Origin of the sequence: Neotamlana nanhaiensis (assembly GCF_000943555.1) — a bacterium.
In the GTDB taxonomy this organism is placed as follows: domain Bacteria; phylum Bacteroidota; class Bacteroidia; order Flavobacteriales; family Flavobacteriaceae; genus Neotamlana; species Neotamlana nanhaiensis.
Window position 1 is genome coordinate 209218 of the sequence record NZ_JTDV01000003.1, and the last position, 25367, is coordinate 234584.

General features: G+C 34.5%; 20 protein-coding genes and 1 tRNA gene. 12 read left to right on the top strand and 9 right to left on the bottom strand.

Features of this window, described 5'->3' with window-relative positions; translation table 11 throughout:
* Positions 1–16: 16 nt before the first annotated feature.
* From rpoB to PK35_RS06380, 3 genes are all read left to right on the top strand, one after another.
* Positions 17–3829 (top strand): DNA-directed RNA polymerase subunit beta, encoded by a 3813-nt coding sequence (gene rpoB / locus PK35_RS06370; RefSeq protein ID WP_044625863.1) that lies wholly within the window; start codon positions 17–19, stop codon positions 3827–3829.
* A gap of 83 nt (positions 3830–3912) precedes the next feature.
* The gene (gene rpoC / locus PK35_RS06375; RefSeq protein ID WP_044625864.1) at positions 3913–8214 is read left to right on the top strand and encodes a DNA-directed RNA polymerase subunit beta'; all 4302 of its coding nucleotides are present in this window, start codon (positions 3913–3915) and stop codon (positions 8212–8214) included.
* Positions 8215–8421: 207 nt separating this feature from the next.
* On the top strand, positions 8422–8739 hold the full coding sequence (locus PK35_RS06380; protein ID WP_044625865.1) for a DUF3467 domain-containing protein: 318 nt from the start codon (positions 8422–8424) through the stop codon (positions 8737–8739).
* Between the two features lie 474 nt (positions 8740–9213).
* Here PK35_RS06380 and PK35_RS06385 read toward each other — a convergent pair whose 3' ends face one another.
* Entirely contained in the window at positions 9214–9447 is a 234-nt protein-coding gene (locus PK35_RS06385) for a (4Fe-4S)-binding protein (protein ID WP_044625866.1), read from the bottom strand.
* A gap of 120 nt (positions 9448–9567) precedes the next feature.
* A complete protein-coding gene (locus tag PK35_RS06390) occupies positions 9568–11154 on the bottom strand; it encodes a peptide chain release factor 3 (protein ID WP_044625867.1) in 1587 nt (528 codons plus the stop codon).
* 127 nt (positions 11155–11281) lie between these two features.
* On the opposite strand from PK35_RS06390, the gene idi reads away from it, so the two are divergent.
* The 4 genes from idi to PK35_RS06410 all read left to right on the top strand — a co-directional run bounded on the left by idi (position 11282) and on the right by PK35_RS06410 (position 12699).
* The gene (gene idi, locus PK35_RS06395; RefSeq protein ID WP_044625868.1) at positions 11282–11809 is read left to right on the top strand and encodes an isopentenyl-diphosphate Delta-isomerase; all 528 of its coding nucleotides are present in this window, start codon (positions 11282–11284) and stop codon (positions 11807–11809) included.
* The gene (locus PK35_RS06400) at positions 11806–12216 is read left to right on the top strand and encodes a 6-pyruvoyl trahydropterin synthase family protein (protein ID WP_044625869.1); all 411 of its coding nucleotides are present in this window, start codon (positions 11806–11808) and stop codon (positions 12214–12216) included. Before idi ends, PK35_RS06400 begins: the two co-directional genes overlap by 4 nt.
* Before the next feature lie 77 nt (positions 12217–12293).
* On the top strand, positions 12294–12560 hold the full coding sequence (locus PK35_RS06405; protein WP_044625870.1) for a hypothetical protein: 267 nt from the start codon (positions 12294–12296) through the stop codon (positions 12558–12560).
* A gap of 65 nt (positions 12561–12625) precedes the next feature.
* Positions 12626–12699 (top strand) — tRNA-Thr (locus PK35_RS06410).
* A gap of 68 nt (positions 12700–12767) precedes the next feature.
* On the opposite strand, the gene PK35_RS06415 is transcribed toward PK35_RS06410, so the two are convergent.
* Entirely contained in the window at positions 12768–13469 is a 702-nt protein-coding gene (locus PK35_RS06415; RefSeq protein ID WP_044625871.1) for a DUF4369 domain-containing protein, read from the bottom strand.
* 580 nt (positions 13470–14049) lie between these two features.
* Positions 14050–14643, bottom strand: coding sequence for an alpha-ketoglutarate-dependent dioxygenase AlkB family protein (locus PK35_RS06420; RefSeq protein WP_044625872.1), 594 nt, complete (start codon positions 14641–14643; stop codon positions 14050–14052).
* A 30-nt stretch (positions 14644–14673) separates the two neighbouring features.
* Between PK35_RS06420 and PK35_RS06425 the strand changes: the two genes are divergently transcribed.
* Positions 14674–15339 carry a M15 family metallopeptidase gene (locus PK35_RS06425; protein WP_044625873.1) on the top strand — a complete coding sequence of 222 codons (666 nt, stop codon included), beginning with the start codon at positions 14674–14676 and terminating at the stop codon, positions 15337–15339.
* Positions 15340–15342: 3 nt separating this feature from the next.
* Here the strand turns inward: PK35_RS06425 and PK35_RS06430 are convergent, their stop codons facing one another.
* The 3 genes from PK35_RS06430 to pruA all read right to left on the bottom strand — a co-directional run bounded on the left by PK35_RS06430 (position 15343) and on the right by pruA (position 18919).
* Positions 15343–16584, bottom strand: coding sequence for a DEAD/DEAH box helicase (locus PK35_RS06430; RefSeq protein ID WP_044625874.1), 1242 nt, complete (start codon positions 16582–16584; stop codon positions 15343–15345).
* Between the two features lie 39 nt (positions 16585–16623).
* Positions 16624–17124 (bottom strand): hypothetical protein, encoded by a 501-nt coding sequence (locus tag PK35_RS06435; RefSeq protein WP_238320894.1) that lies wholly within the window; start codon positions 17122–17124, stop codon positions 16624–16626.
* Positions 17125–17290: 166 nt separating this feature from the next.
* Positions 17291–18919 carry an L-glutamate gamma-semialdehyde dehydrogenase gene (gene pruA / locus PK35_RS06440; RefSeq protein ID WP_044625876.1) on the bottom strand — a complete coding sequence of 543 codons (1629 nt, stop codon included), beginning with the start codon at positions 18917–18919 and terminating at the stop codon, positions 17291–17293.
* Between the two features lie 151 nt (positions 18920–19070).
* Between pruA and PK35_RS06445 the strand changes: the two genes are divergently transcribed.
* Together PK35_RS06445 and PK35_RS06450 are read left to right on the top strand one after the other, a co-directional pair.
* Positions 19071–19796 (top strand): NRDE family protein, encoded by a 726-nt coding sequence (locus PK35_RS06445; RefSeq protein ID WP_044625877.1) that lies wholly within the window; start codon positions 19071–19073, stop codon positions 19794–19796.
* Entirely contained in the window at positions 19789–20781 is a 993-nt protein-coding gene (locus PK35_RS06450) for a DUF6695 family protein (protein WP_044625878.1), read from the top strand. The genes PK35_RS06445 and PK35_RS06450 overlap by 8 nt, the downstream gene beginning before the upstream one ends.
* Positions 20782–20874: 93 nt before the next feature.
* Here PK35_RS06450 and apaG read toward each other — a convergent pair whose 3' ends face one another.
* Positions 20875–21261, bottom strand: coding sequence for a Co2+/Mg2+ efflux protein ApaG (gene apaG / locus PK35_RS06455; protein WP_044626065.1), 387 nt, complete (start codon positions 21259–21261; stop codon positions 20875–20877).
* A 104-nt stretch (positions 21262–21365) separates the two neighbouring features.
* Complete coding sequence (locus PK35_RS06460) at positions 21366–22613, bottom strand: type IX secretion system plug protein (RefSeq protein ID WP_044625879.1); 1248 nt, start codon at positions 22611–22613, stop codon at positions 21366–21368.
* A 169-nt stretch (positions 22614–22782) separates the two neighbouring features.
* Here PK35_RS06460 and PK35_RS06465 point away from each other — a divergent pair, with 169 nt between their 5' ends.
* Positions 22783–24138, top strand: a complete 1356-nt coding sequence (locus PK35_RS06465) for a Na(+)-translocating NADH-quinone reductase subunit A (protein WP_044625880.1) — start codon at positions 22783–22785, stop codon at positions 24136–24138.
* A complete protein-coding gene (locus PK35_RS06470) occupies positions 24138–25364 on the top strand; it encodes an NADH:ubiquinone reductase (Na(+)-transporting) subunit B (protein ID WP_044625881.1) in 1227 nt (408 codons plus the stop codon). The genes PK35_RS06465 and PK35_RS06470 overlap by 1 nt, the downstream gene beginning before the upstream one ends.
* The last annotated feature ends 3 nt before the right edge of the window (positions 25365–25367 follow it).

The window sequence follows — 25367 nt, forward strand, 5'->3', positions numbered from 1 at the left end:
AAAATTCCGTCCATTGATGTTGTCAACACAAGCTGAAAGATTAAATTTCTCCTCTATTGTTAATAGAACGGAATATCCAGATTTCTTGGATATTCAAATTAAGTCGTTTCAAGATTTTTTCCAACTAGAAACTAAATCAGAAGAGCGAGGAGATGAAGGTCTTTATAATACCTTCATGGAAAACTTTCCAATTACAGATTCTCGTAATCAATTTGTATTAGAGTTTCTAGATTACTTCGTAGATCCACCAAGGTATACTATTGAAGAGTGTATAGAAAGAGGACTTACTTATAGCGTACCGCTTAAAGCTAGGTTAAAATTATATTGTACCGATCCTGAACATGAAGATTTCGAAACCATTGTTCAAGATGTGTATTTAGGAACTATTCCTTACATGACGCCTAGTGGTACTTTCGTTATTAATGGTGCAGAGCGTGTTGTAGTATCGCAATTACACCGTTCGCCAGGGGTATTCTTTGGTCAGTCATTCCATGCCAATGGTACTAAATTATATTCAGCTAGAGTTATTCCTTTTAAAGGATCATGGATAGAATTCGCTACCGATATAAACCAAGTAATGTATGCTTATATCGATAGAAAGAAAAAATTACCTGTAACTACGCTTTTCCGTGCTATCGGTTTTGAGCGTGATAAAGATATATTAGAAATTTTCGATTTAGCAGAAGAAGCTAAAGTATCTAAAACAGGACTTAAAAAGTATTTAGGTCGCAAATTAGCTGCACGTGTACTTAACACTTGGCATGAAGATTTTGTTGATGAAGATACAGGTGAAGTGGTATCAATCGAGCGTAACGAAATTGTGCTTGATCGTGATACTATTTTAGATAAAGATAATATTGAAGAAATTATTGAAGCTGATGTTAAAACGATTCTTCTTCACAAAGAATCGAACGAACAAGGTGATTATGCAATCATCCACAACACGCTTCAAAAAGATCCTACAAACTCAGAAAAAGAGGCTGTAGAACATATATACCGTCAATTACGTAACGCAGAACCGCCCGATGAGGAAACTGCTCGTGGCATAATTGACAAGTTATTCTTCTCAGATCAACGTTACTCTCTTGGTGAAGTTGGTCGTTACAGAATGAACAAAAAATTAGGTTTAGATATTGGAATGGATAAGCAAGTACTTACCAAAGAAGATATCATAACTATTATAAAATACTTAATTGAGCTTATCAACTCTAAGGCAGAGATTGATGATATCGATCACTTATCAAACCGTCGTGTACGTACTGTTGGTGAGCAATTATCTCAACAGTTTGGTGTTGGTTTAGCACGTATGGCGCGTACTATTCGTGAGCGTATGAACGTTCGTGATAACGAGGTGTTTACTCCAATCGATTTGATTAATGCGAAGACCTTATCTTCAGTAATCAATTCATTCTTTGGTACCAACCAGTTATCTCAATTTATGGATCAAACTAATCCATTAGCAGAGATCACTCACAAACGTCGTTTATCAGCTTTAGGTCCTGGAGGTCTTTCAAGAGAAAGAGCAGGTTTCGAAGTTCGTGACGTTCACTATACACACTACGGAAGACTTTGTCCTATTGAAACACCAGAAGGTCCAAACATTGGTCTTATCTCGTCACTTTCTGTATATGCGAAAGTAAACTCAATGGGATTCATCGAAACACCTTATCGTCCTGTTGAAAACGGTGTTGTAGATATCAAAAATGCACCAACATATTTAAGTGCAGAGGAAGAAGAAGAAAAATTAATCGCTCAAGCAACGGTTAATGTTGATGAGGATGGTAAGATATTACACGATAAGGTTATTGCCCGTATGGAAGGTGATTTCCCTGTAATTGAGCCAACCGATTTACATTACACCGACGTAGCACCAAACCAAATTTCGTCTATCTCGGCATCGTTAATTCCATTCTTAGAGCATGATGATGCAAACCGTGCGTTAATGGGATCGAACATGATGCGTCAAGCGGTACCATTATTAAGAGTGGATTCTCCAATTGTTGGAACTGGTCTTGAGCGTCAAGTTGCTAAAGATTCTAGAGTATTAATTAATGCGGAAGGGACTGGTGAAGTATTATACGTTGATGCTAACGAAATTAAAATTAGATACGACCGAACAGAAGATGAGGCTAAAGTAAGCTTCGATTCTGATATCAAAACGTATCCATTAATCAAGTTTAGAAAAACGAACCAAGGTACATCTATTAACCTTAAACCAATCGTTGTAAAAGGTGATACCGTATCTAAAGGTCAAGTTTTATGTGAAGGTTATGCGACTCAACAAGGTGAATTAGCCTTAGGTAGAAACATGAAAGTGGCCTTCATGCCTTGGAAAGGATATAACTTTGAGGATGCGATTGTAATTTCAGAAAAAGTTGTTCGTGAAGATATATTTACATCTATCCATATCGATGAGTATTCTTTAGAAGTTAGAGATACTAAATTAGGTAACGAAGAGTTAACTAACGATATTCCTAACGTTTCTGAAGAAGCTACTAAAGATTTAGATGAAAACGGTATGATTCGCGTTGGAGCCGAGGTTAAACCTGGCGACATCTTAATTGGTAAAATTACACCAAAAGGTGAAAGCGATCCTACTCCAGAAGAAAAATTGTTACGTGCCATTTTTGGAGATAAAGCAGGTGATGTTAAAGATGCGTCGTTAAAAGCTTCGCCATCATTAAATGGTGTGGTAATCGAGAAGAAATTATTTGCTAGAGCAGTAAAAGATAAGCGTAAAAGAGCTCAAGATAAAGATGATATCTTGGCACTTGAAGCACAATACGATAGAAAGTTTGATGATTTAAAAGAAGTTTTAGTTGAAAAACTTTTCGCTATAGTAAACGGTAAAACAGCTCAAGGTATTTTTAACGATTTAGGTGAAGAAGTATTACCAAAAGGTAAAAAATTCACTTTAAAAATGTTAAATGCGGTTGATGATTATGCGCATTTAGTGTCTGGTAAATGGACAACCGACGACCATACAAACCAATTAGTTGCCGATTTAATTCACAACTACAAAATCAAAGAAAACGATTTACAAGGGGCGTTACGTCGTGAGAAGTTTACCATTTCTGTAGGTGATGAGTTACCTTCAGGAATTATTAAACTAGCTAAAGTTTACATTGCTAAAAAACGTAAACTTAAAGTAGGTGATAAAATGGCAGGTCGTCACGGTAACAAAGGTATCGTTGCACGTATTGTTCGTCAAGAAGATATGCCATTCTTAGAAGACGGAACACCTGTCGATATCGTACTTAACCCACTTGGTGTACCATCGCGTATGAACATTGGGCAGATTTACGAAACCGTTCTTGGTTGGGCAGGTCAAAAATTAGATAGAAAGTATGCTACCCCTATTTTTGATGGTGCAACTATCGATCAAATTAATGCACTAACTGACGAAGCAGGAATCCCACGTTACGGTCATACGTATTTATACGATGGTGGTACTGGTGAGCGTTTCGATCAACCAGCAACAGTGGGTGTTATCTACATGTTAAAATTAGGACACATGGTAGACGATAAAATGCACGCACGTTCTATAGGACCTTACTCATTAATTACACAACAACCTCTTGGTGGTAAAGCACAATTTGGAGGTCAGCGTTTTGGTGAGATGGAAGTTTGGGCACTTGAAGCATACGGTGCATCAAGTACTTTACGCGAGATTTTAACTGTAAAATCTGATGATGTAATTGGTAGAGCAAAAACTTACGAAAGTATTGTAAAAGGCGAGCCAATGCCAGATCCAGGATTACCAGAATCATTCAATGTATTAATGCATGAATTGAAAGGTTTAGGATTAGATATCAGATTAGAAGAATAAAAAAATAGTATGCAGTCGCAGTACTCAGTTTACAATCAGAGTGAACTGAATACTGAGACTGAGACTGAATACTACATAAAGATATGGCAAGAAAACAAGATAAGAATACAGTAAAGAGATTTAATAAAATCTCAATTGGTTTAGCATCACCAGAGTCTATTTTAGCAGAATCTCGTGGCGAAGTATTAAAACCAGAAACTATCAATTATCGAACTCACAAACCAGAAAGAGATGGTTTGTTCTGTGAGCGTATTTTTGGTCCTGTTAAGGATTACGAATGTGCTTGTGGTAAATATAAAAGAATCCGTTATAAAGGTATTGTTTGCGACCGTTGTGGAGTTGAAGTAACTGAAAAGAAAGTACGTCGCGACAGAGTAGGGCATATTAATTTAGTGGTGCCTGTGGCTCACATTTGGTATTTCCGTTCTTTACCTAACAAAATAGGGTATTTACTTGGTTTACCTTCTAAGAAATTAGATATGATAATTTACTACGAACGTTACGTAGTAATTCAACCAGGTATCGCTAAAAATGAAGAAGGCGAGCCTTTACAAAAATTAGATTTCCTTACGGAAGAAGAGTATTTAAATATTTTAGATACACTTCCACAAGATAATCAGTATTTAGATGACACCGACCCTAACAAGTTTATCGCTAAAATGGGAGCTGAGTGTTTAATTGAGTTATTAGCTAGAATTGATTTAGAATCATTATCATACGAGCTACGTCATAAAGCAAATACCGAAACATCTAAACAACGTAAAACTGAAGCTTTAAAGCGTTTACAAGTTGTTGAAGCATTACGCGAATCTAACAACAACCGTGAAAACAGACCAGAGTGGATGATTATGAAGGTTATTCCAATCATTCCGCCAGAATTACGTCCGTTAGTACCATTAGACGGTGGTCGTTTTGCAACGTCCGATTTAAATGATTTATACCGTCGTGTAATTATTCGTAACAACCGTTTAAAGCGTTTAGTTGAAATTAAGGCTCCTGAGGTAATTTTACGTAACGAAAAACGTATGCTACAAGAATCTGTAGATTCGTTATTTGATAACACACGTAAATCTTCAGCAGTAAAAACCGATTCTAACCGTCCGTTAAAATCATTATCAGACAGTTTAAAAGGTAAGCAAGGGCGTTTCCGTCAAAACTTACTTGGTAAACGTGTTGATTATTCTGCACGTTCGGTAATTGTTGTAGGACCTGAATTAAAATTATTTGAGTGTGGATTGCCAAAAAATATGGCAGCAGAACTTTACAAACCTTTCGTAATTAGAAAATTAATTGAAAGAGGTATTGTAAAAACTGTAAAATCTGCAAAGAAGATTATAGATAAAAGAGAGCCTGTGGTTTGGGATATCTTGGAAAATGTTCTTAAAGGACATCCGGTATTGCTAAACCGTGCGCCAACGTTACACCGTTTGGGTATTCAAGCGTTTCAACCTAAATTAATTGAAGGTAAAGCGATTCAATTACATCCATTAGTGTGTACGGCATTTAACGCCGATTTCGATGGTGACCAAATGGCGGTTCACTTACCATTAGGACCAGAAGCTATTTTAGAGTGTCAATTATTAATGTTGGCCTCTCACAATATCTTAAACCCTGCAAATGGTTCGCCAGTAGCGGTACCATCTCAGGATATGGTTCTTGGGCTGTATTATATGACTAAAGAGCGTAAATCTACACCAGAAGTTCCAATTAAAGGTGAAGGTTTAACATTCTATTCTCCAGAAGAAGTAGAAATTGCTTTTAACGAAAAACGAGTAGATTTAAATGCATCTATTAAAGTTCGTACCATTGATATTAATGAAGAAGGAAAGCTTGACAGAATGGTTATTGAAACCACTGTAGGTCGTGTGTTATTTAACCAACACGTACCGCAGGCAGCAGGTTACATTAACCAGGTATTAACTAAAAAGTCGTTAAGAGATATTATTGGTGATATCTTAAAAGCAACATCGGTTCCTGAAACTGCCGATTTCTTAGATGCGATTAGAACCTTAGGATTCAACTTTGCATTTAAAGGTGGTTTATCATTCAGTTTAGGTGATATTATTATTCCTGCTGAAAAGCAAGGTATGATTGATGCAGCCAACAAACAAGTTGATGGCATTATGGGTAACTATAACATGGGACTTATTACCAACAACGAACGTTATAACCAAGTTATTGATATCTGGACATCAACCAACGCAGAGTTAACCGAGTTATCTATGAAGCGTATTCGCGAAGATCAACAAGGATTTAACTCGGTATTTATGATGCTTGATTCTGGAGCGCGTGGATCGAAAGAGCAAATTCGTCAGTTAACTGGTATGCGTGGATTAATGGCTAAGCCTAAAAAATCTAATGCAGGTGGCGGTGAAATTATTGAAAACCCAATTCTTTCTAACTTTAAAGAAGGTCTTTCAATTTTAGAATACTTTATTTCTACTCACGGTGCTCGTAAAGGTCTTGCGGATACGGCATTAAAAACTGCCGATGCAGGTTACTTAACACGTCGTTTAGTTGATGTTTCTCAAGATGTTATTATTAACTCTGAAGATTGTGGAACATTAAGAGGTGTAGAGGTAGAAGCACTTAAAAAGAATGATGAAATCGTTGAAACACTAGCTGCTAGAATTGTAGGTAGAGTGTCGTTAAACGATGTACACAACCCATTAACTGAGGAGTTATTAGTTTCTGCAGGACAGTTAATTAACGACCAAATTGCAAAAACTATTGGCGATTCTCCGGTTGAAAGTATTGAGGTACGTTCTCCATTATCATGTGAGGCTACTCAAGGTATTTGTGCTAAATGTTACGGTCGTAACTTAGCTACTGGTAAAATGGTACAACGTGGTGAAGCTGTTGGTGTAGTTGCTGCTCAGTCTATTGGAGAACCAGGTACACAGTTAACGCTTCGTACATTCCACGTAGGTGGTATTGCAGGTAACATTTCAGAAGAAAACAAACTTATTGTTAAATTTGACGGTGTTGCCGAAATTGAAGATTTAAAAACAGTTAAAGGTCAAGATAACGAAGGTAACGATATTGATATTGTAATCTCTAGAACATCTGAACTTAAACTTATTGATAAGAGAACAGGTATTGTTTTAAGTACTAATAACATTCCATATGGTTCTACGCTTAATATTAAAAATGGCGCGAACTTAACAAAAGGTGATGTAGTTTGTACTTGGGATCCATACAACGGTGTAATTATTTCGGAGTTTGCTGGTAAAGTAAAATACGAAAACATCGAGCAAGGTATTACCTACCAAGTTGAGATTGATGAACAAACAGGTTTCCAAGAAAAAGTAATTTCAGAATCTAGAAATAAAAAGTTAATTCCTACGCTTCACATTGAAGATAGTAATGGCGAAACTATACGTTCGTACAACTTACCTGTTGGAGCGCATTTAATGATTGATGATGGTGAGAAGATTAGCGTTGGTAAAATTTTAGTTAAAATACCACGTAAATCAGCAAAAGCGGGAGATATTACGGGTGGTTTACCTCGTGTAACCGAATTATTCGAAGCACGTAACCCGTCTAACCCAGCTGTTGTTTCAGAGATTGATGGTGTGGTATCATTTGGTAAAATTAAGCGTGGTAACCGTGAAATTATCGTAGAATCTAAATTAGGTGAAGTTAAAAAGTACTTAGTGAAGTTATCAAATCAAATTCTTGTACAAGAAAACGATTTTGTAAAAGCTGGTATGCCACTTTCTGATGGTTCTGTTACACCTAACGATATCTTGAATATTAAAGGCCCATCGGCAGTACAACAATATTTAGTAAACGAAGTACAAGAAGTTTACCGTTTACAAGGTGTGAAAATTAACGATAAGCACTTCGAGGTTGTTGTAAGACAGATGATGCGTAAAGTTAGAATTATTGATTCTGGAGATACATTGTTCTTAGAAGATCAATTAGCACATAAAGCAGACTTTATTAAAGAAAATGACGATATTTTTGGAATGAAGGTTATTGAAGATGCAGGAGATTCGGCCAACTTAAAACAAGGTCAAATTGTAACGCCTCGTCAATTACGTGATGAAAACTCTATACTACGTCGTGAAGATAAAAACCTTGTTGTAGCTCGTGATGCACAACCAGCAACAGCAACACCAATTCTTCAGGGTATTACTAGAGCGTCGCTTCAAACCAAGTCGTTTATTTCGGCAGCATCGTTCCAGGAAACTACTAAAGTATTAAACGAAGCAGCAGTAGCTGGTAAAGTAGATTCTTTAGAAGGCTTGAAGGAAAATGTAATTGTTGGACACAGAATTCCGGCAGGTACAGGTATGCGTAAATACAGCGACATTATTGTAGGCTCAAAAGAAGAGTTCGACCAAATGATGCAAGTAAAACAAGAGTTAAATTATAATTAAATGATACTACGGTTCTACAAGCCTGAGGCGACGTAGAACCTTAAAGTAGAATTTATCCCAAACTTGTTTTGGGATCTCATTTAAGAAGAAAATGATATAACTTATTAAACTAAAGCCTTCATGTATTTTACGTGAAGGCTTTTTTTATTAAACTTAATTTGTATAAACTATATTTTTGCTTTTGCGGAAATAAAAAATAAACTTTAAATGGCAGACGATAATAAAACGCCTAAACAAGGGCAATTAAACATAGAATTAGATGAAAAGGTGGCAGATGGAACCTATTCTAACCTAGCAATAATAAATCATTCGGTATCAGAATTTGTGGTAGATTTTGTAAACATCATGCCAGGTGTACCAAAAAGCAAAGTGAAGTCGCGTATTATTTTAACGCCGCAGCACGCTAAACGCTTATTAAAAGCACTTAACGATAATGTACAACGTTTTGAACAAGCTCATGGTGAAATTAAAGATTACGAGCAACCGCCTATACCATTGAATTTTGGTCCTACAGGGCAAGCATAAATAAATCTAAAATAAATTTTATAAAATTTTGGGTAAAGGTTGCTCGAAATGTTTCAAGCAGCAACCGCCAATACCGCTAAATTTTGGGCCAACAGGACAGGCTTAAAAAATTTAAGTCTGTGTTTTATAAAACTAGTGTTAGAGGTTGCTCGAAATGTTTCAAACAGCAACCGCCAATACCTTTAAATTTGGGGCCAACAGGACATTAAGCCTGTGTTTTATGGAACAGTGTTAAAGGTTGCTCGAAATGTTTCAAATGGCAACCACCAATACCTTTGAATTTTGGTCCGACAGGACAAGCATAAATAAATCTAAAATAAATTTTATAAAATTTTGGGTAAAGGTTGCTCGAAATATTTCAAACAGCAACCGCCAATACCGCTAAATTTTGGACCAACAGGACAGGCAGAATGGTAAAAGTAGAATAAAAAAATCCCAATGATTTACGTAAGTACCTCATTGGGATTTAAACTTTCAAGAAGCCTGCTTGTTTATTCGCTTATGATATTTTAATGCGCCTGAGGGACACTTTTTTATCTGATTAATAATTTTACTCGTTTCAACACCATCTAAATTAATCCAAGGAATAATACAATTGCTAAAAACTTCCGATAACTCCTTTGCACACTTCTCAGCATGTATGCAAAGTTTGGGTTCGTAGGTTACAGTAATATCTTCATTACTGAATTCATTGTTGAAAGTTTCCATAGGTTTTCATATTTGGGGTTATGAATTACTATTTGTATTGTAAAATTACAAATTAATCACGTAAAAATCAACAATATGATAATTTTTGTATGTTAAAATTGATAAATATTTAGTTTTTGTTTAGAATTCCGATGTAAAATGTAATTTAACACTTGGGTATTTTTGTTGTGTCATTTGTAACGAAAAAGGCGAGTCCGCTAAAAACACTAATTGGCCATGTTTATCTTTTGCTAAAAAGCGTTGTTTAACACGTATAAATTCTTTGTATTCTTCCGATTTTTTATCTTCAGCATTAACCCAACAAGCCTTATGAACATTTAGGTTTTCGTAAGTACATTTGGCGCCGTACTCATGCTCTAGTCTATATTGTATTACTTCATATTGTAGTGCACCAACCGTACCTATTACTTTTCTTCCATTAAGCTCTAATGTAAATAATTGCGCAACACCTTCATCCATTAATTGGTCGATACCTTTATACAGTTGTTTCGATTTTAATGGGTCGGCATTGTTTATATATCTAAAATGTTCTGGAGAAAAACTAGGAATACCTTTATAGTTTAATACTTCGCCTTCGGTTAATGTATCTCCAATTTTAAAACTCCCGGTATCTTGTAAACCAACAATATCTCCAGGGTAGGAGATGTCTACAATTTCTTTCTTTTCAGCAAAAAAGGCATTTGGACTCGAAAATTTTAGTTTTTTGTTATGTCTTACGTGTAAATAAGGTGTGTTACGTTTAAACTCACCAGATACAATTTTAACAAAGGCTAGGCGGTTACGGTGGTTAGGATCCATGTTGGCATGAATTTTAAATACAAAGCCGCTAAATTTGTTTTCATCGGGTTTTACCAAACGTTCTTCACTTTGTTTAGCACGTGGTTTCGGCGCGATGTCAACAAAACAATCTAATAATTCTCGAACACCAAAGTTATTTAATGCCGAACCAAAAAATACAGGTTGCTGGCTTCCGTTTAAATAGTCTTCTTTATTAAAAGTTGGGTAAATACCTTCAACCAATTCAATTTCTTCTCTTAAAGTATTGGCGGCAGTTTCGCCCACAAGTTTATCTAATTCTGGAGATGATAAATCTGATATTTCAACAGTTTCTTCAATATTCTTCCTACTATCTCCACTAAATAAGTTCACATTTTTTTCCCAAATATTGTAAATACCTTTAAAGTCGTAACCCATACCAATAGGAAAACTTAATGGAGCTACGGTAAGTCCTAGTTTTTGTTCAACTTCATCAAGCAAATCAAAAGCATCTTTACCTTCACGATCTAGTTTGTTTATAAAAACAATCATAGGTATGTTTCGCATACGGCATACTTCAACTAGTTTTTCGGTTTGCTCCTCAACACCTTTTGCAACATCAATAACAACAATTACGCTATCTACCGCTGTAAGGGTTCTAAAGGTATCTTCGGCAAAATCCTTATGTCCAGGCGTATCCAAAATGTTAATTTTAGTACCATTGTACTCAAAAGCTAAAACCGAAGTTGCTACCGAAATACCACGCTGGCGTTCAATTTCCATAAAATCACTTGTTGCACCTTTTTTTATTTTATTACTTTTTACAGCACCAGCTTCTTGAATAGCTCCTCCAAAAAGTAATAATTTTTCAGTTAATGTAGTTTTACCGGCATCTGGATGCGAAATAATGCCAAAAGTTCGTCTGCGTTGTATTTCTTTTAAAAAACTCATAAGATATTTATACAAATGGGTTGCAAATATACTATTTATAAAAGCAATTATTATAGAAGATTTGAGCCCTTTTATAAATTTATAAATAGATTGTCTTTTTAAATTTTACGTGGTATTTTTGTTTTATATGGAAGAAGAAAAAGTAATTTTAGTAAATGAACAAGACGAACCTATAGGTTTAATGCCTAAAATGGAAGCCCATGAAAAAGCGCTGTTGCATAGGGCGTTTTCGGTTTTTATTTTTAACGATAAAAACGAATTGATGTTGCAACAACGTGCCTTAGGAAAATACCATTCACCAGGTTTATGGACCAACACTTGTTGTAGTCATCAACGCGATGGCGAAAGTAATATTGATGCCGGTAAAAGACGCCTTATGGAAGAAATGGGATTTGTAACCGAATTACAAGAAACGATTTCGTTTATATATAAAGCTCCTTTTGATAATGGCTTAACCGAGCATGAATACGACCATGTTATGGTGGGTCATTTTAATGATGCTCCAAATATAAATTTTGAGGAAGTTGAAGCTTGGAAATGGATGCCACTGGAAGCTGTTAAAAATGATATAGAAATACATCCAGAACGCTATACCGAATGGTTTAAAATTATTTTCGAAAAGTTTTATAAGCACATAAATATTGAAAAATTATGAGGGCTACGGTAAGCAGAAAGGCTCATTTTAATGCAGCTCATAGATTGTATAGAAAAGATTGGAGCGACGAAAAAAACCAAGCTGTTTTTGGCAAATGCAATAACCCTAATTTTCATGGACACAATTATGAATTAATTGTAAGTGTAACAGGTGAGATTAATCCTGAAACTGGTTTTGTGGTAGATATGAAAATTTTAAAAGACCTTATTTTTGAAGAAATTGAGCAAAGCTTCGATCATAAAAATTTAAATCTTGAAGTTGAAGCTTTTAAAAACTTAAATCCTACTGCCGAAAATATTGCTGTAGTAATTTACAATATTTTAAAACCAAAATTAAATTCAGAATTAAATTTGAAAATTACCTTATACGAAACACCTCGTAATTTCGTTACCTATTCTGGTGAATAAAAACTTAATAAATAATATTAAAAAAACAGTATTGTATTTGGTTAAAATGTAATTTTGTAGCGTTAAAAAATAAAATTATGGCAAACGTAAGAGATTTAAAAAAAGATATAAACTACGTATTAGGCGATATTATTGAAGCCGTATATGTTTGGGAAATGGAAAATACCGATAAAGAAACCAAACAAAGCGAGGCAATAATTGATGAAGCTATTGATACTTTTGATGCCCTTATAGCAAAGGTTAATGCTAAAAATATTGACAATGCAAAGGCGCATTTTAAGGCTATTAATACAGAGTTAGAAGAAAAAGGGAAGGCCTTAATAGAAAAGGTAAATAGCCTTTAGTAAAATTTTTTTATTAAAGTGCTTGCAAATATAATTTTTGCGTTTATATTTGCACCCGCAATTAAGCCGATATAGCTCAGCTGGCTAGAGCAGCTGATTTGTAATCAGCAGGTCGTGGGTTCGAGTCCCTCTATCGGCTCAAAAAAATAAAACCGTTTCAATTTAATTTTGAAACGGTTTTTTTATTTTGACCAATATTTAAAACTATTATTTTTCGGTTTCTTTAATAGTTTTAATAAAGGCTTCTAATTCTTTTCCGTATTTTGAAGTTTTAACCTTAGGCGTAAGTTTTTTATTAATGGTGTCTAAAAATTTAACTTGGGCGTTATATATTTCTGAAAGTGCTAAATAAGGGGCAACCTCACTATCGTTATGGTTTAAGGCAAAATTAACGGTATATAAGTATTGTCTTTTTACTAAATTTTTACTCACTTTAACCAATGAATCTAAGGCAACAGAATCGCCATCGCGTTGCGCTTCAAACTGTTCTTTAATTAATTCTAAACGTTTGTTATTTACTTTCGAAATCATTAATAAATATTCTTCGTAAATATCTTGTTGGGCAGATCCTTCAATTTCGGCATCAAAAACAAAATTTTTAAGACTTGTATTAATTATAGTTGTACCCTTATCGGCAAAAAATTTAATTCTATCTTGCTCGGTGCTATTTTTATCTAAATCTAAAAAGAAAACTTCTGGCGATTCAATATTTCCGTGTAACGTAAAGTTTGGGTCTCCGTTAATAATTAAACTATCAACAGTAACTAAAAGGGTATCTTCAATTTTTTTAAGATAAATGGTGCCTTTTTTTAAACCTTTTATATGTCCTGTTACAATTAAATCTTTTTCTGTTTTACCACAAGAACATAGTATTAATAAAGTAAGTAAGGTTACCAGTGTTTTTTTCATATTTCTAATAATTTTTTACGGATAGCAAATATCTTATAATTTAAATTATTAAGCTAATTGGTTTTTAATAAAATGTTTTTAGGCCGTTTGTTTTTGTTAAAAAAATACTAATACAAAATAAGATTTTAAAGTTTGGCACGGGTATTGTAATATAAAAAGTAATTACATTCCTATTAAAAGTTTATTGAGTGGTTACTTTAAACTTACAGAAAGTAATTCATATTTTTGGTTAGTTAGTTAGTTAGAGAAAAACACCTCACTTTAGAGGTGTTTTTTTATGGTTTAATTTTAAAACCAATAACTTCGTTTAGCTAATTAATGTGCGTTTTATCGATGAAATGCAATATTTTGAAACAAAATGTTAAAAAAATGTGTATTTCATCGATTATTAAAGTATTTAGTCGTTTTATTATTTCAAAGAGTTATATATTTGAAGTGTACTAAATAACACACTTTTTAGTTCAATGGATTAATTAATTAATATTTGCATTATGTTGTTGATGCGGTTTCCCCAAATCTAACCTACATAAAAAATTTAAGCAAATTGAGAAAGAACCGAGTTTGAGGGAACTCGGTTTTTTTATGCAATAATTCTAAAGGTTAAATTAATACGTTTTCCAATTGTTTTTTTAGTTTTTGGTATTTGGTGAAGCCAGTTATTTTGTGTGTCGCCTTGCATTAAAAGTAAGCTTCCGTTTTGCAAAATTAACTTGTGTTTTAATTGTTTATCGGTGCGATGTTTAAAATGAAATACACGTTCTGCTCCAAAGCTAACCGATGCGATAATAGGTTGTTCTCCAAGCTCTTTTTCGTTATCGGCGTGCCAACCGTTACTATCGTTACCAGTTCGGTATAAATTGGCTAAACAACTAGTAAACTCTATTTTTAATTCATTTTCTATAATAGTTTTAATACGAGATAAATTTGCATTAAACATTTCGGGTTGCATAATAATATTGCTGTATTTATACCTGTTTTGGTTGTTTGCAAAAAAAGCAGTTAACCGCGGTTGCAAGTGAGTTTTACCAAACATTTTAATCGTGTCTTGTTGCCACTTTACCTCGTTTAGCAAGGCTTCAAATAAAGTGTTTGCTTCTTTAGTGGTAAAGAAATTAGGATAATAGATAACCTCGGCATCCTTCAATTTTAAATCTATTGCATTTGTTAATCGCATCTCTGTTTTATTTTCTAAATTAGCATAATTATGAAAAATAAAATACTTGTTTTACTTTGTTTTGTAGGTTTATCTGCTTTTGCTCAATTGCCAAAAGGATTCGTTTACGTTAAAGATGTTATTCCAGATTTAGAGGTTGAATTGCGATATAACACAACCAATAATTTTTTGGGAAAGCATGTTGAAGGCTATCATACTAATCGATTAATATTGACTAAAAATGCAGCTGAAGCATTAAAATTGGTTCAAGAAGAACTTTTGCAACAAAATTTATGTTTAAAGGTTTATGATGGTTATCGGCCTCAAGAAGCTGTAAATCATTTTGTGAAATGGGCAAAAAAGCTTGATGATACGGTAAATAAGTCGGTATATTATCCTAAAGAAAAGAAACGAAATCTATTTAAAAACGGATATATTGCCTCAAAATCTGGCCATAGCCGAGGTAGCACAGTCGATTTAACAATTATTGATGCAAATACAGGAATACCTATAGATATGGGAAGTCCGTTCGATTTTTTTGGGCAACAATCATGGGTGTCTTACAATAAAATTACAAAAGACCAACATGCCAATAGAATGTTGTTGCAACGCGTTATGCAAAAGCATGGGTTTAGAAGTTACTCTAAAGAATGGTGGCATTTTACCTTACGCGGTGAGCCTTTCCCAAAAACCTATTTTGATTTCCCTGTGAAATAATTTTTAATACCAGCGCTTTTTCTTCTTTTTAGAAGCAGTACTTTTTCTTCCTTTTTTGTGTTTGCTTCCTGTTTTTTTAGATTTATGAATAATAGGTTTCGCTTTAGGATCTAAAGGATACGGGTGCTCACTTTCAACAGGAATATCTTTTTGAATAAGTTGCTGAATGGTTTTTACATAATTTTTTTCATCGGCAGAACATAAGGAATAAGCAGTTCCCGTTTTACCAGCGCGAGCAGTTCTACCAATGCGGTGTACGTAAGTTTCGGGTACGTTTGGTAAATCGAAATTGATTACAGCATCTAATTCATTAATATCTATGCCACGTGCCGCAACATCGGTAGCAATTAAAATATTGACATAGCCATTTTTAAATTTGTTTAGTGCTTCTTGACGCAGGTTTTGCGTTTTATCACCGTGAATGCTATCGACTTTATAGCCGTTTTTAGTTAAGGTTTCTTCCAATTTATTAACGCCAAATTTGGTGCGTCTAAAAATTATAATTGTGCCTTTAATGGTGTTTCGTAATAAATGTAAACACAATTCCATTTTATTACGTTTAGGTACGTAATATAAAATTTGATTGATATTTTTTGAAGTCGATGAATTTGTCGCAACTTCAATACGTTCTGGTTCGTTTAAAATAGAATTAGCTAGCTGTTCAACCTTAAACGGAATAGTCGCTGAAAATAACAGAATTTGTTTTTCTTTTGTACATAAACGTTCAATTTTTTTAACATCATCAATAAAACCCATGTCGAGCATTAAGTCGGCTTCATCTAAAACAAGTGTTTGAATGTAATCTAAATTTAATAGATCTTGTTTATGCAAATCGAGAAGGCGACCAGGAGTTGCAATTAAAATATCTACGCCTTTATTTAAAATATCCTTTTGAGGTTCAATTGAAGTACCTCCAAAAATTACTGTAGATCTCAGGTTGGTATATTTACCAAGTGCTTTAAAATTATCTTGTATTTGTGAGGCTAGCTCTCGCGTGGGACTAACAATTAGAGCTTTAATTTTTTTACCTTTTTTAGGCGCATCTTGATAATTGAATAATTGTTGAAGAATAGGTAATGCAAAAGCTGCTGTTTTACCAGTACCCGTTTGAGCCGAAACAATCACATCTTTTTTGTTTAACACTGAAGGAATTGTTTTTTCCTGAACTAATGTCGGAGCCAAATAACCCGCTTCTTCAATTGCTTTTAAAATAGGTTTGTTTAATTGAAAATCTGAAAATGCCATACAAGAATTTTTGGCAAAGATACGGTAAACAAAGTTAGTTTAATGTTTTAAAGGTATTGTTATACCAACTGCGAATGCTCCAGAAAATTGTTTTACACTTGGGGTAAAATAATAAGTTAGTCCTAAATCTATTTGATGCTGTTTACCCAATTCTAAACCAAACGCAAACGGAATGTGATATAAAATACCAGATTTATTATAATTGTAAAAAGCTGTTTCGGTAACAAATTTACCTACGGATGCACCAATACCAATTTCAGCATACGGAGCAACCCAAGGAATTGGAGCTCTCAATCTAGTTTTTCCTCCAAAAAGAAGCGCTTTAGTTTCAGCTTTTTCGTTTGTTGGATTATTGTTTAAGTCTTTACCATTAGAAGATGTTGTTATAAAACCTAAGTAAGGTTTAAACTCTACCCATGAAGCTATTGTTAAAACCAATTCACCTTGAAGATAAAATCCATCGTCTGCAATATCATCAACACTGTCATAAGGCGCAGTTATGCCATAACCAACCATAATATTTAATGCTTTTTCTTTCATAGTTTGACTGTAAACAAAGCTGGTTGCAAGTACAAGAGAAATACAGAATAGTTTTTTAAAATGCATTTTAAGGGGTAGTTATGTTGTGATTTTTTTGTCGGTAAAAATAAAAAAAAGCTATTCCGTTAACCGAAATAGCTTTTTAATTTATGATAACATACTAAAATTACTCACCTAAAAAAGGATAGCGGTAATCAGTAGGTGTTACAAAGGTTTCTTTTATCATTCTTGGTGATACCCAACGTAATAAGTTTTGTGCACTACCAGCTTTATCATTAGTTCCAGAAGCTCTGGCACCACCAAAAGGTTGTTGGCCAACAACAGCACCAGTAGGTTTATCATTAATATAGAAATTACCTGCACTGTTTTGTAATGCTTCAGTGGCTTGTGTAATCGCATATCTATCGGTTGATAAAATGGCTCCGGTTAAAGCATATTCACTGGTTTCGTCTACAAGTTTTAAAGTTTCCGCGTAAGCGTCATCTTCATAAACATAAATTGTGATTACAGGACCAAAAAGTTCGGTACACATGGTCGTGTATTTTGGGTTTGTAGTAACAATAACCGTAGGTTCTACAAAGTACCCCTTGCTTTTATCGTAATTTCCACCAGCAATAATTTCGGCATCGCTATCGTTTTTAGCACCATCAATATATTTTGCTAATTTATCGAAAGACCCTTCATGAATCACAGCTGTAATAAAGTTGCTCATATCTTCAGGAGAACCCATTTTAAACGATGCAATATCTTCTAAAACAAAGTTTTTTACGTCTGCCCAAATACTTTTTGGGATGTAAGCTCTTGAAGCAGCACTACATTTTTGACCTTGAAATTCGAAAGCACCACGAGAAATAGCAGTAGCCACTTGTTTTGGGTTTGCCGATTTGTGAGCGACAATAAAATCTTTTCCACCAGTTTCACCTACAATTCTTGGATAGGTTTTGTAGTTGTGTATGTTGTTTCCAATTTGTTTCCAAAGCTCTTTAAAAATAAAGGTAGAACCTGTAAAATGTAACCCAGAAAAATCTGGACTAGCAAGTACGGTTTCGCTAATCATTACTGGGTCTCCAAAAACCACGTTAATGACACCTGCAGGTACACCAGCTTCTTTAAATACATCCATAATAACTTTTGCAGAATACACTTGGCTATCGCTAGGTTTCCAAACCACAACATTACCCATTAAAGCCATACAAGCTGGTAAGTTTCCAGCAATAGCTGTAAAGTTAAATGGTGTAACAGCATAGGTAAAACCTTCTAACGGACGATACTCAATACGGTTCCAGGCATCGCTTGTGCTTTCTGGTTGTTCCATATAAATATCGGTCATAAACTGCACGTTAAAACGTAAAAAGTCTACCAATTCGCAAGCGGCATCAATTTCGGCTTGGTGAATGGTTTTAGACTGAGCAATCATTGTTGCTGCGTTAATTTTTGCACGATAAGGACCTGCAATTAACTCGGCAGCTTTTAAAAATATGCCTGCGCGTTGTTCCCAAGGCATTAAACTCCATGATTTTCTGGCTTCAAGTGCCGTAGAAATAGCATTTTCTACATGGCTTTTTTCGGCTAAATGGTAAGTGCCTACAATGTGTTTATGGTCATGTGGAGGCGACATTTCTTTAGTGTTTCCTGTTAAAATATCTTCGCCATTAATGTAAAGAGGTACATCAACTTTGCTGTTAAACATTTGTTTGTAAGCAGCTAATACTGCCTCGCGTTCTGGCGTTCCAGGAGCATAAGATTTTACAGGTTCGTTTACGGCAACAGGTACATTAAAAAAGCCTTTTCCCATGATTTGTTGTTTTTTGTTATTGAAAATTCATTAATTAAGCTGCAAAATTACGAATTTTTAAATGAAATATGACGTCCAATTTTCGCCAAAAATCTGTTAATATTTAGTTTATATTTGTAAGCTACAAACCTATTTAAAGATTAAATACTGCATGTGTACCGTTTCTATATTTCCAACTGGAAATAATGATTTTATTTTAACATCGAACAGAGATGAAGCTCCAAGCAGAATTTCTTTACCACCGCAATTTTATAATTTTGAAGGTAAGCAATTGTTGTATCCAAAAGATGAGCTTTCGGATGGGACTTGGGTAGGAATTAGCGAAAATAGCCGATTAATTTGCTTGTTAAATGGTGGTGTTAAAATTCATAAGCGTAAAAAATATTACAGAAAAAGTAGAGGACTTGTTGTTAAAGAACTTTTAGCTATGCCGCATGTGGTTAATGTGTTTAACGATTATAATTTTGATGATATTGAGCCTTTTACCTTGGTGATTGCCGACTGGCGAGATGATTTAAAATTATACGAATTTATTTGGGATGGCTTTGAAAAATATTTTAATAACTTACCCTTGCAACCTAAAATTTGGTCGTCTTCTACCTTATATAATGATGTAATGAAAACTGAACGTGAAGATTGGTTTAATATATATAAAGCGCATGTGCAGTTAGATGCTGAAAGCGCATTAGATTTTCATAAAACGGCAGGTAAAGGTAATTTAGATTATGGTGTTATTATGGATAGAGGTATAGTAAAAACCACCAGTATTACGCAGGTTGTAAAACAAAATAATGTTTTAGAAATGCGTTACGAAAATGTTAGAAACAATCTTGTAACCAAAGAAACCTTTAATTTCCCTGAAATTGTAAATGATTAATTCTGGAATAATTTTAACACTGGCATATCCCGAAACTATTGTGATGGTAGCCGACGAGTGGTATTCGCCATTTTTAAGATATATTGGAATTGGTAAAAAAGATTATTTACGTGCTGGTCATGCGGCGTTGGTTTTAATTGATAAAACTACTGGTGTTTTAGAATATCATGATTTTGGGCGCTACATAACGCCAGAGCCAACTGGTCGTGTGCGCGGAAGCGATACCGATAACGAATTGCATTTCCCTATAAAAGCTAAGATAGAACATGATAGCATTGTAAATATTGATATTATTTTAAAATTTTTGACAACGCATCCAAAATTAACGCATGGTGATGGTAAATTGGTCGCATCGGTTTGTAATGCAATTGATTACCAAAAGGCTCGCCAGCATATTACAAAAATGCAAAACAAACATTTTATTAGGTATGCAGCTTTTATTAAAAATGCTTGTAATTGTGCACGCTTTGTAACCGATAGTTTAATTGCTGGAGTAACCGATTTAAAAAAGAAGAAGGCCTTGCAAAAATCGAAGTGGTTTACACCAAGTACGGTTGGTAATGTGATGCTTGCCGATACCGAAAATTATGTTTATGAGGTTTCTGAAAGTGGCGTCATATCAAAGTTTGAAGGTTCTCAGAAAAGTGAAAATATCCGATGTTTTTTAGATAAATTGAAACACCATAAAGTGAATTTAGTTGGTACTTTAAAACCTAAGCAGGTTGAGGGTTTACATAAAAATGCGCAATGGTTATCTGGAATTGCTGCAGGTGCTTGGTTTGAGTTACATAAAACCGATAAAAATAATATTTACCGTTTTAGAAGAATTTCGCCTTATGGAAATATTGATGTTGATGATTTTTATAAGGTTGAAAACGATGCGTTTAACTTTTATTTAGATTATGAATTTGTGCATTACTCCAATTGCAAATTTTTTCATTTACAACAAAACGGAACTGTTTTTAAGTTCAATAGAATAATTTAGCAGATATTAAAGTTGCGTTAGGGATTGAAGCGGTATCCTTTTTTTGAGGTACGAGAAAAAAGATTTAGAGTAAAGCCCGCTCGAACGCCCAAATTAATTTACTGCAAATGTGGCGCTTAATTTAAAAGTAGGGATGGTGACATCGAATTTTTTGGTGGTCGTAAAGTTAATCATGCTGTAAAAACCTTGCATGGCACCAAATGGCGACGATAACAAGCAGCCAGAAGTGTAAGTGTGCGATTCGCCAGGTTTAATAACAGGTTTTTTGCCAATTACGCCTTCGCCTGCAACAACTTCTACATTGTTTAAAGCATCTAAAATTTCCCAATGGCGCGCGTTAAGTTGCACAGAATCTTTGCTTTGGTTTTCGATGGTTACCGTGTATCCAAAGGCGTATTGTATTTTATAGTTTTTATAAAATGAGCCTTCAAAATTGGTTTCTACCGATATTTTTATGCCTTTTGTTACTTGTTGAACCATACTAATTGCTGATAAACAATGCGTTTCGATGCAAAAATAAGAAATAATTTTTTGCATTGTATGTTTTTTGGCGCGATTGCCTTAAAAATTAGTTAAACGGTAGCTTAATTCGAGATATTTACCGACGAGCCTTCGCCAAAACCAATTATTTTATCGTACCGAGCACCTAGATCGCGATAGTAAACTAATACTTTATAGTTGTTTTCGGTTTGGTAGAAATTACCACCTATTTGTGCTTCGTTAATTGTGTCGTTTTCAAGGGCAACAAAATTATAGTTGTAGAACCCTTGTTTTAACAATAGAGCCTTATAAAATATGTTTTGTTGCGCATCGAATTGCATTTTGGTTTCGGCATCGAGCGAAAAATTATTGAAGTTGCCATAAACGTAAATGTCTTTACCAATAAGTTGGTCGGTTGCTTTTAACGAAAAATGTACCCAAACATAATCGGCCTCAATAGTTGAGTCTTCGGCATCGATATTTAAAACGGCGTAGTTACCATTTATGTCGGGGAAATAGGTGTATGGTGTATTGGCGCGTGGTAGGTTGGTGTATAAATAACTTTGATATAAATCTTGTAAATCGATGTATTGTACACCTGTATTTGCGGCGCGTATATCTTTGTTTTCAAAGTAAAAATACTCATTTCCTGCCCAAAAACTAGTTTCTTTATCGTACCGGTAAATAAGTTGCGAGCCTACTGTATATTGAGGCTTAATATTGCTAATGGCGGTTTTTAAATTGTTGTTTTTAATTATAACTGTGTTTACCGTTTGTGTTGGGTTGTTTAAATTGGTGCTGCCTGTATTTACTAAAATTTCAACTCGTTGTTTTTGTTCTACAAATTGTAAATCTCTTGCTCGTTTTAGTGTAACGCCAACATTTACCTGCTCTTCATAAAGCATGAATTTTCGGGAGAAAACCAACTCATTATCGTTGTTAAAAACAGAAATAATATAATTGCCCGAAACTTTTAAGCTTTTAGTAAAGCGGTTAGGAATTGTTAATGTGTAATGCGAATAAATTTGATACGTATTGTATGAGTTTTCGTAGTTACGAATACGCTGATTGTCGAACCCATCTAAAAACTCGGGTTTCATAAGTTGCGAGGGTGTCCAATCGTAATTATAATGCTCGATTTTATAATAATAATCGTCTTCGTTACCATTTAAAGCATCGAACGATAATTGAATGGGTTCTCCTAATTTTAAAATAGGGAGCTGCGACAAATCGGTATTACTTTTAAAGATTATAGTTTTAATATAATCTGGCGGATTCACTTCTTCTACTTGAGCGAAAATAAATGAAGAAATAAAGCAAAAAGCTAAAACAAAGCGGTTTAAAAAAGTCATTAATTCTATTAAAATTTCAGTAAAGATAAACAAAATCTATGCCTAATTGAAAAGCGTTATTTAGAATTGGTATAAATAGATTAATAGCGCGATTATAAATAGATTTTAAATGAATTACTTCGTATTTTTGCCCCGATTTTTATAAAAATAAATTCAACAAAAAAATAATATGTCAAACGACATTCGTATTAAAAAGGGTCTGGACATTAAACTTAATGGTGAAGCTGAAAAAACTGTAGAACAAGCAGTTATTAGCAACTACTGCACCATAAGACCAGAAGATTTCCACGGTGTTATTCCAAAACTTGTTGCAAAAGAAGGTACGTCTGTTAACGCAGGTGGTGTTTTGTTTTACAATAAAGCCATCGAAGCGGTAAAATTTGTATCGCCAGTTTCAGGTAAAGTTGTTGAAATTGTACGTGGACCAAAGAGACGCATTGATGCTATTAAAATTGAAGCAAGCAAACCACAAACTTTTGAAGATTTTGGTAAGTTTGATATTGATGGCGCAACTGCGGAAAGTGTTAAATCGCATTTGCTACAAGCAGGTTGCTGGCCGTTTGTTAAACAACGTCCGTACGATGTAATTGCAAACCCAGAAAAGGCTCCAAAAGCTATTTTTATTTCGGGTTACGCATCGGCACCATTAGCTGCCGATTTGGATTTTACCTTACAAGGTAAAGAAGCCGAATTACAAGCTGCTGTTAGTGCTTTAGCAAAACTTACCGAAGGTAAAGTGCATGTATCGGTTGGGAAATCGTCCAACTCGCCACTTACAGGTTTATCTGGTGTAACGTTGCATAAAGTTTCAGGGCCGCATCCTTCGGGGAATGTTGGTACTCAAATTAATAAAATCGATCCTATTAATAAAGGTGAAGTCGTGTGGACGGTAAATCCGCAAGACTTAGTGATTATTGGAGAGTTATTACTAACAGGCAAGTTTAATGCAGAGCGTTTGGTTGCTTTAGTTGGTTCTTCGGTACAAAAGCCTCGTTATTTTAAAACGGTAATTGGTAGCGAAGTATCTACCATGATTTATGATAAAGGTGTTGAGCAGTCTGGGAACGATCGTATTATTTCTGGAAATGTGCTTTCTGGTAAAGAAATTAAGGCTGATGGTGCTTTAGATTATTACAGCAATACCATTTCTGTAATTCCAGAAGGTGATGATTACGACTTTTTTGGATGGAATAAACCTGTGTTTAATAAAGTGTCTACTTCTAGAGCGTTAACTTTTTCTTGGTTAAATCCAAATAAAAAGTACGATTTAGATACCAATACTAATGGTGAACACCGCGCGTTTGTAGTAACTGGTAATTACGAAGAAGTATTTCCTTTAGATATTTTCCCAATGCAAATTCTAAAAGCTTGTATGTATAAAGATTTAGATGAAATGGAAGCTTTAGGAATGTACGAAGTAGCACCAGAAGATTTTGCACTTACCGAGTTTGTTTGTGTGTCTAAACAACCACATCAAAAAATTATTAGAGAAGGTTTAGACTTAATGATTAAAGAGATAGGATAATGAGTTTAAAGAATAACTTACATAATCTAAAAGAAAAGTATAAAGGAAAAAAAATAGCACCGCTATTTAATGGTTTTCATACTTTTTTATATCTGCCGAATGAAACGACTCACGGCGGAACACACATTAAAGCAGCCGACGATTTAAAACGTACCATGAATACGGTAATTATGGCTTTAATACCGTGTTTAATTTTTGGTATGTTTAACGCAGGATACCAGCACCACGTTGCTATTGGAGAAATTAGTAAAGTATCTGGTGGCTTTTTTAGTTCAGAATTCTGGACTTTGGCGAATCTTGGCGTTGGCGCATTAAAAATTTTACCACTAGTTATTGTATCGTATGTGGTTGGTTTAGCAATCGAATTTATTTTCTGTATTATTAAAGGTCACGAAATTGAAGAAGGTTACTTAGTAACTGGTATGCTTGTGCCTTTAATTGTACCAGTAGATTTACCACTTTGGATGCTTGCTGTTGCAGTTGCCTTTGGTGTTGTAATAGGTAAAGAAGTATTTGGTGGTACTGGAATGAATATATTAAACCCGGCATTAACTATTCGTGCGTTTTTATTCTTCGCATATCCAACTTGGATGTCGGGCGATAAAGTATGGGTTCATGGTGCTGTAGAGCGTGCTCAAGAAATTGCTGGCGGTGCAAATGTAGATGTTATTTCAGGAGAGACTATTTTAGGTAGTTTAGCGCAAAGCAACGGGGCAGGTTATTCTGTTGCCGATATGTTCTTTGGATTTATCCCAGGATCAGTAGGAGAAACATCTACTTTATTAATTTTATTAGGAGGTTTATTTTTAATCTTCACTAAAATAGGAAGCTGGAGAATTATGTTATCATCTGTTGTTGGGGCTTTAGTAATGGGCTTAATCTTCAACGGTGTTGTAAGTTCTGGTTGGATTACTGAAAGTAGCAAGTTTTACGGCTTAATGAGTACTGAATTCTGGCATCATTTATTAATTGGTGGTTTTGCTTTTGGTACCGTATTTATGGCTACCGATCCGGTAACGGCGTCGCAAACCAACAAAGGAAAATGGATTTACGGATTTTTAGTAGGTTTCATTTCAATTTTAATTCGTGTATTCAACCCTGCGTATCCAGAAGGTGTTATGTTAGCTATTCTTTTAATGAATGTTTTCGCACCAACTATCGACCATTATGTGGTACAAGGAAACGTTAAGAAAAGAATGAAACGTTTAAAAGTTAAAACAGCTTAAAAA

Excerpts from the sequence above, each read along its gene's own strand:
- rpoB (WP_044625863.1), top strand. The coding sequence starts at position 17 with ATGTTGTCAACACAAGCTGAAAGATTAAATTTCTCCTCTATTGTTAAT.
- rpoC (WP_044625864.1), top strand. The coding sequence starts at position 3,913 with ATGGCAAGAAAACAAGATAAGAATACAGTAAAGAGATTTAATAAAATC.
- PK35_RS06380 (WP_044625865.1), top strand. The coding sequence starts at position 8,422 with ATGGCAGACGATAATAAAACGCCTAAACAAGGGCAATTAAACATAGAA.
- PK35_RS06385 (WP_044625866.1), bottom strand. The coding sequence starts at position 9,447 with ATGGAAACTTTCAACAATGAATTCAGTAATGAAGATATTACTGTAACC.
- PK35_RS06390 (WP_044625867.1), bottom strand. The coding sequence starts at position 11,154 with ATGAGTTTTTTAAAAGAAATACAACGCAGACGAACTTTTGGCATTATT.
- idi (WP_044625868.1), top strand. The coding sequence starts at position 11,282 with ATGGAAGAAGAAAAAGTAATTTTAGTAAATGAACAAGACGAACCTATA.
- PK35_RS06400 (WP_044625869.1), top strand. The coding sequence starts at position 11,806 with ATGAGGGCTACGGTAAGCAGAAAGGCTCATTTTAATGCAGCTCATAGA.
- PK35_RS06405 (WP_044625870.1), top strand. The coding sequence starts at position 12,294 with ATGGCAAACGTAAGAGATTTAAAAAAAGATATAAACTACGTATTAGGC.
- PK35_RS06415 (WP_044625871.1), bottom strand. The coding sequence starts at position 13,469 with ATGAAAAAAACACTGGTAACCTTACTTACTTTATTAATACTATGTTCT.
- PK35_RS06420 (WP_044625872.1), bottom strand. The coding sequence starts at position 14,643 with ATGCGATTAACAAATGCAATAGATTTAAAATTGAAGGATGCCGAGGTT.
- PK35_RS06425 (WP_044625873.1), top strand. The coding sequence starts at position 14,674 with ATGAAAAATAAAATACTTGTTTTACTTTGTTTTGTAGGTTTATCTGCT.
- PK35_RS06430 (WP_044625874.1), bottom strand. The coding sequence starts at position 16,584 with ATGGCATTTTCAGATTTTCAATTAAACAAACCTATTTTAAAAGCAATT.
- PK35_RS06435 (WP_238320894.1), bottom strand. The coding sequence starts at position 17,124 with ATGAAAGAAAAAGCATTAAATATTATGGTTGGTTATGGCATAACTGCG.
- pruA (WP_044625876.1), bottom strand. The coding sequence starts at position 18,919 with ATGGGAAAAGGCTTTTTTAATGTACCTGTTGCCGTAAACGAACCTGTA.
- PK35_RS06445 (WP_044625877.1), top strand. The coding sequence starts at position 19,071 with ATGTGTACCGTTTCTATATTTCCAACTGGAAATAATGATTTTATTTTA.
- PK35_RS06450 (WP_044625878.1), top strand. The coding sequence starts at position 19,789 with ATGATTAATTCTGGAATAATTTTAACACTGGCATATCCCGAAACTATT.
- apaG (WP_044626065.1), bottom strand. The coding sequence starts at position 21,261 with ATGGTTCAACAAGTAACAAAAGGCATAAAAATATCGGTAGAAACCAAT.
- PK35_RS06460 (WP_044625879.1), bottom strand. The coding sequence starts at position 22,613 with ATGACTTTTTTAAACCGCTTTGTTTTAGCTTTTTGCTTTATTTCTTCA.
- PK35_RS06465 (WP_044625880.1), top strand. The coding sequence starts at position 22,783 with ATGTCAAACGACATTCGTATTAAAAAGGGTCTGGACATTAAACTTAAT.
- PK35_RS06470 (WP_044625881.1), top strand. The coding sequence starts at position 24,138 with ATGAGTTTAAAGAATAACTTACATAATCTAAAAGAAAAGTATAAAGGA.